Origin of the sequence: Acinetobacter sp. CIP 102136, from assembly GCF_000369685.1 — a bacterium.
Classification (GTDB): Bacteria; Pseudomonadota; Gammaproteobacteria; order Pseudomonadales; family Moraxellaceae; genus Acinetobacter; species Acinetobacter fasciculus.
On sequence record NZ_KB850147.1, the window covers coordinates 1 to 6,042 of the forward strand.

Here is a 6,042-nt window from a genome sequence, read left to right on the forward strand (position 1 = left end):
GAATGCGGCCTTCCAGATTTTTTCTTGGCAAGTTCAGCGTGTTGTAACACCGATACCATTTTTAAGAATAATGGACGAGGAACTCCAACGAGTCGTTTAAATTCCCCATCATTAAATCGAGTTAAATTTTCATATTTCATGGGGCTAGTATAAACAATTTTTTACTTTCGCAAGAGATCTAATGAATGACCCTAAATTTTATGCAGAAGTGACAGATTCAGCCCTGAGTGCCACAAAACGAAAATATAAGAACCTCAAGATCAAGATTACGACGGATAAATATCAACTTCATTTTGAATAAAACATAAAAAAGAGAGCTAGCAGCTCTCTTTTTTATGATAGAAGTGTACTCACTAGTACACTTCTATCATATCCATTTTACATAATGGTCATTATGAATAGTTATTACAATTTCATTAATTATCATATAGATATATTTTTTTGACTTCGTATAAGGTGTATTATGTTTATTTTAGAAAAACTAATTGATTCTTGAAAGTAAACAGGCTTCCATTATCAGATATTAAGAGGTCTCAAATTCTTTCTGATAATAGATTAACTAATACTTTTAATTCATCTCGTAATTGATTTAAGTTATCAAACTCAATGTTCTTGGTAAGCTCTTTAGGAATCTTTTCTGCTTCAGCAGATAAGTCTCGCCCTTTATCTTTTAATGAAATAAGAACTCGTCTTTCATCATTAGGATCACGTGATCGATTAATTAGACCAGATGTCTCCATTCTTTTTAATAGTGGGGTTAATGTTCCACTATCAAGATGTAAAATTTGTCCAAGATCACCCACACTTACACATTCTTTTTCCCACAAAACCAACATCACTAAATATTGAGGATAAGTGAGTCCGAGAGGTGTAAGAAAAGGGCGATAAGCTTTTACGATTAAATTAGATGCAGCATAAATAGGAAAACATAGTTGCTCATCTAAGCAAAGCTGATTCTTGGACATAGCTTTTTATTTGGTATAGACAGTGGTAGACACCTGTATATTACCTCGAATAGCATTGGAATAAGGACATACTTGATGCGTTTGTTCCACGATTTTCTCTGCATCAGCTTGTGAAATACCTGAAAGTGTGACATCTAAGTGTACTGTCAAGGCAAATCCACCATTGCCATTAGCAACCATTCCAACAGTACTCAGGACCTCTACATCGTTATCACGGATTTTATATTCTTTATTGCTACGAGTTACATGGATCACTGCATTTCCAAAGCATGCAGCATAGCCAGCTGCAAATAATTGTTCAGGATTCGTTGCATCACCTTTACCACCTAATTCTTTTGGCAAAGCCAATTTTAGTTCTAAGATACCATCTTCACTACGAATATTTCCTGAACGTCCACCGATTGCTTTAACCTGGGTAGAATAAAGATTACTCATTTTGATTACCTTTAAATAAATACATTGTGTGCAATATAATTGCACACAATGTATTTATGTCAACTGTTTTTTATATTCCATTTAACATAATGGTTGTTATATGAAATGCAACTAAATTCAGTTGCATTTTTTAATTTCAGGGGACTATACTTAGTCGTAACTGAGTAGGGCTAAAATATGGGTAAAACGGAAAAGTTATTGGAAAAATTTGGAAATTCAAAAAATACGTTTCCATATAAAGATTTAGTCGTTTTACTGAGCCAGCTCGGCTATGAAAAATTTGAAATGGCAGGCTCTCGTGTTCGGTTTTTTAATGAAAAAACTGAACATATGATTTTACTGCATAGACCACACCCTGAAAATGAAATCAAAGGTGGGGCATTGAAAGCTGTAAAACAGGCACTCAAGCAGGAGGGATTTTTATGAGCTATTTAAAATACAAAGGTTATCTCGGAACAATTGAGCCTGATCTTGAAACAGGTGAGTTATTTGGAAAACTTGCTTTTATTCGTGATCTTATCACCTATGAAGCGGAAACTTTAAAAGCCCTTGAGAAAGCTTTTCAGGAATCTGTAGACGGCTATTTAGAATCATGTGCTGAACTAGGAAAATCTCCTGATCAACCATTCAAAGGCACTTTTAATGTCCGTATTAGCCCTGAATTGCACCGTAAGGCGGTTTTAGCATCAAGTAATTCTCTAAATGCCTTTGTCAGTGATGCGATTCAAGAAAAGTTAATGCGTTTAGGTGCGTAATTTATTGAAGCCTAGGCTACTACCTAAAAATTGAAAAACTCAGCAAAAATGGGAGCTTAAAGCTCCCATTTTTAGTTTTGTATAAGGTGTATTATGTTAATTTTAGGAAATCTAAATACTCTTTTGATTCATACTTCTTTAAAAACTTTTTTTCTAAGCCATAGCGAAACTGTCACTAAGGCAATCAATACAGGCACTTCAACAAGCGGTCCAATCACTGTTGTGAAAGCTACAGGTGAAGCTAATCCAAAAGTGGCAATCGCTACAGCCAGTGCTAATTCAAAATTATTGCCTGCCGCAGTAAAGGAAATAGCAGTCGTTTTGGCACTGTTGCAAATAGAGATTTGAGTCGATGATGTTCCCTTTAAAAAGTGCTTAGAGACCGAAAACCCTGTTGATTAGACACACTTCACCCTGAGGCTGACCATAATAAAATGACGATGCTTGTCCTTTACGTAGTGCACGCATGACTTCAATACCTTTAATTGTGGCATAAGCCGTCTTCATAGATTTGAATCCTAATGTGGCCCTGATGATTCGCTTTAACTTACCATGATCACATTCAATGACATTATTTTTATACTTAATCTGCCTGTGCTCAATATCTACTGGACATTTTCCTTCTCGCTTTAATCGTGATAAAGCATGGCCATAGGTCGCTGCTTTATCTGTATTGATGACCCGTGGAATTTGCCATTTTTTCACCGTATTGAAGATCTTTCCTAGAAAACGGCTTTGTTGCATAAACATTCAAAAGCTGAGTTCTCCCCAATCCATTCAAATTTAAGACACAACTTGGGTGCGAGGTCTACCTAATTCCGTAAATCTATTCAGAACTGCCACACGCGCATGAATTTCATTGACCTGACTTTGAAAATGTCTTGCCGTCAGCCTATCACCTAATAATTTGATGCAATGCATCTTGGTTTCCACCAAACTACGACGGTGATAACCCGACCATTTTTTCCATAGGGTTCTACCTAAATGTTTAACCGTTTGAAGTAACTCATTTCGTTCTATTGAACTTATTTTAGAATCTTTCCAGGGCTTGGCATTCTTTCTGGGTGGAATTACTGCATGTGCTTGACGATCTGAAATCACTTTTCTGCAGCACTTCGTGTCGTACGCGCCATCGGTATAGACAGAATCTATTCGCTCATCTAGTGGAATTTGATCCAGTAAATCACCTAGTACTTGTGAATCACTGACATTATTTGTAGTAAGCTGAACGGCACGTATTTGCAGTGTTTCAGCATCTATACCAATATGCAGTTTACGCCATTGCCGACGGTATTCAGGCTGATGTTTTTTACGCTTCCATTCGCCTTCACCTAAAAACTTTAAACCCGTAGAGTCGACAAGTAGGTGTAACCCATCATGACTTTTCTGATAGCTTATCGCAATATCAATATGCTTTTGTCGTCTACAAAGGGTGGAGTAATCTGGTGCTGTCCAATTCAAGCCACAGAGTTTAATCAGGCTTTGAACAAAGCCAGTAACCATACGTAAAGAAAGACGGAATAGAGATTTGATCATTAAACAGCATTGAATCGCTGTATCGGAATAAGTTTGATTTCGTCCTTGCTTGCCTTGTGGTTGTGCATACCATTGCGTCTTAGGATCAAACCAGATTGAAATATTTCCTCGCTTGATTAAAGCTTGGTTATACGAGGACCAATTGGTTGTACGATAGATTTTAGGTGTAGGCTTCTTCATCTGGAAATTATATTACTGAAGAAGCCTTCAAGAATAGCTTTGTGCAACAAAGCCAGATATAACTATACTTATAAAATTTTAATTTTGTTATAGATATTAAATTACCAATAGCCCAGCATCTTCCACCAAAGTCCGCCCAATACAATAAAAATAGCTATATTGATAATGCTCATAGCAAAACCAGCTTTCCACCATTCACCAAGCGTTGTATAACCTGAACCATAAATAATAGGGGATGTACCTGTCGCATAATGAGTCAGCGTCATCATAATGCTTGATGCTGCTGCCATAATCAGTGCAAAGAACATTGGAGGAGCACCTAGTGCGATACCTGCAATGTAGAATGCTGAAAACATAGCGGTAATATGTGCAGTAGTACTGGCAAAAATATAGTGAGCGTACATATAAGCAAATAGTAAAAGCATGGAAGCAGGAACCCACGTTAAGCCAAGCTGTCCAATGCTAGTTTGTAAAACACCAGAAAACCAAGCGATTAAGCCGAGCTTATTTAAAAAGGTCGCCATCATGACCAATGCAGCAAACCAAGTTACTGTATCCCATGCACTCTTTTGAGTTAAGACATCATCCCAAGTTAAAACTCCTGTAAGCAGAAGGAGTGATAAACCAATAAACGCGGTTGTAGTTGGGTCTAAAGTCCACATATCACCCAACAACATGGCAGGAATACCTGCCCAGAGTAATAATAAAATTCCAAATACAGCCAACATAATCATTTCATGTAAGGTAATGGGACCCATTTCTTGTAAACGGTCTTTGGCAAATTGTGCAGCATTTGGTGTTTTTTTAATTTCAGGTGGGTACATAAAGTAAAGCGCAATCGGCATAAATGCTAATGCAACAACACCTGGTAAAACCATTGCTAATGCCCATGTGGTCCAACTCAAATGGATTTGACTATTGGTCGCTTTCGCAATGAGTTCAACGACTAAAGGGTTGGGTGCAGTAGCCGTAATAAACATGGCAGAAGTAATAGGATTTGAATGGTAATTGACCAAAGCAAGATATTTACCAATTTTACCTTCAGTGCCTTTTTCTGGATCTGAGTCAAAACTCGTTGCAATCGAGCGCACGATAGGGTGAATAATTCCGCCTCCACGTGCTGTATTACTTGGGGTAACAGGTGCAAGAATGAGTTCAGATAATGCAAGGCTATAGCCAATACCAATGGTTCTTTTACCCCAAACTGCAATAAAGTAATAACCTAGTCGTGCACCTAGCCCTGTTTTTTGTAACCCTTTTGAAATCATGATGGATATACCAATCAACCAAATAAGAGGGTTAGCAAAGCCACTTAAAGCATCTTTGATGGCATCGCTAGGGTTATCTGCTGTTACTCGGGTAATCGCGACCAGTGCTATCGCGATAATCGAAATTGCACCAATAGGCATTGCTTTACCAATAATGGCTGAAATAACACCAATAAACATCGCAAATAGAAGCCAAGCATTTGCAGAAACATCTTGCGGAATTGGAATGAGAAACCAAATAATAAGGGTAAGTGATACTGAAATTATGGTTGGTATGAGTTTGAATCCCATTGAATCGTACTCCAAAAATATAGTTATTATGTGATTTATAATGAACAGTGATTTTATTGAAGTCTAGTGTGGTTAACATATTGTCAATAAAAGAAAGATTTCAATTTTGTCTAGCGAACGATTGACTTCAATAAGAATTTAATGTTGCTCAATTCATTTATTCTTAATAGTAGTTTATATGTTTATTAACCCGAATCCTGTTTAAGCCAATGGTTCCATAATTTGAATTTTCGGCTTATTTCGATGAGTTAATTGATATGCGCATAACGATGCGTAAATCCCACTTAGAAATCCATGAATACTACGAGCTTTACTCGTCACTAAATTGTATTGGCCTTTCAATAAGCTGAATAACGTTTCTATTTTATTGCGCTGTTTGGCACTGTTGCAAATAACCACGAATGGTAAGCTGAAGACTGTTTTAGCTAAAGGTGCAGCATATGAATCCTTTCCATGGTCGGCATTTTCAGGGCGAAATCATTCTTTGGGCTGTGCGCTGGTATTGTAAATATGGCATTAGCTATCGTGAACTGCAGGAAATGCTGGCCGAACGGGGTGTGAATGTTGATCACACGACTATTTACCGTTGGGTTCAACGTTATGCTCCTGAAA

Annotated in this window: 6 protein-coding genes and 5 pseudogenes; 3 read left to right on the forward strand and 8 right to left on the reverse strand. The window is 37.3% G+C overall.

Annotated features, from left to right (window positions below):
- From F893_RS18190 to F893_RS15845, 3 genes and pseudogenes are all read right to left on the reverse strand, one after another.
- Positions 1–140 (reverse strand): annotated as a pseudogene (locus F893_RS18190) (IS5/IS1182 family transposase); the annotation flags it as partial.
- A 393-nt stretch (positions 141–533) separates the two neighbouring features.
- Positions 534–965: a MarR family winged helix-turn-helix transcriptional regulator gene (locus F893_RS15840; RefSeq protein WP_000042163.1), complete on the reverse strand. Its 432-nt coding sequence runs from the start codon at positions 963–965 to the stop codon at positions 534–536.
- 6 nt (positions 966–971) lie between these two features.
- Entirely contained in the window at positions 972–1,400 is a 429-nt protein-coding gene (locus tag F893_RS15845; protein WP_004786455.1) for an organic hydroperoxide resistance protein, read from the reverse strand.
- Between the two features lie 177 nt (positions 1,401–1,577).
- Between F893_RS15845 and F893_RS15850 the strand changes: the two genes are divergently transcribed.
- Both F893_RS15850 and F893_RS15855 read left to right on the forward strand, forming a co-directional pair.
- Positions 1,578–1,826: a type II toxin-antitoxin system HicA family toxin gene (locus F893_RS15850; protein ID WP_004812233.1), complete on the forward strand. Its 249-nt coding sequence runs from the start codon at positions 1,578–1,580 to the stop codon at positions 1,824–1,826.
- Complete coding sequence (locus F893_RS15855; RefSeq protein WP_004812232.1) at positions 1,823–2,155, forward strand: type II toxin-antitoxin system HicB family antitoxin; 333 nt, start codon at positions 1,823–1,825, stop codon at positions 2,153–2,155. Before F893_RS15850 ends, F893_RS15855 begins: the two co-directional genes overlap by 4 nt.
- 128 nt (positions 2,156–2,283) lie before the next feature.
- Here F893_RS15855 and F893_RS17630 read toward each other — a convergent pair.
- The 5 genes and pseudogenes from F893_RS17630 to F893_RS17980 all read right to left on the reverse strand — a co-directional run.
- Positions 2,284–2,487 (reverse strand): annotated as a pseudogene (locus F893_RS17630) (arsenic resistance protein); the annotation flags it as partial.
- A gap of 43 nt (positions 2,488–2,530) precedes the next feature.
- Positions 2,531–2,884: pseudogene (locus F893_RS15865) on the reverse strand (IS6-like element IS1008 family transposase); the annotation flags it as partial.
- 54 nt (positions 2,885–2,938) lie between these two features.
- Entirely contained in the window at positions 2,939–3,871 is a 933-nt protein-coding gene (locus F893_RS15870) for an IS5-like element ISAha3 family transposase (RefSeq protein ID WP_004812228.1), read from the reverse strand.
- A 101-nt stretch (positions 3,872–3,972) separates the two neighbouring features.
- Positions 3,973–5,430 (reverse strand): DASS family sodium-coupled anion symporter, encoded by a 1,458-nt coding sequence (locus F893_RS15875; RefSeq protein ID WP_004695721.1) that lies wholly within the window; start codon positions 5,428–5,430, stop codon positions 3,973–3,975.
- A 201-nt stretch (positions 5,431–5,631) separates the two neighbouring features.
- Positions 5,632–5,808: pseudogene (locus F893_RS17980) on the reverse strand (IS982 family transposase); the annotation flags it as partial.
- 62 nt (positions 5,809–5,870) lie between these two features.
- Here F893_RS17980 and F893_RS15880 point away from each other — a divergent pair.
- A pseudogene (locus tag F893_RS15880) lies at positions 5,871–6,042 on the forward strand (IS6 family transposase); the annotation flags it as partial.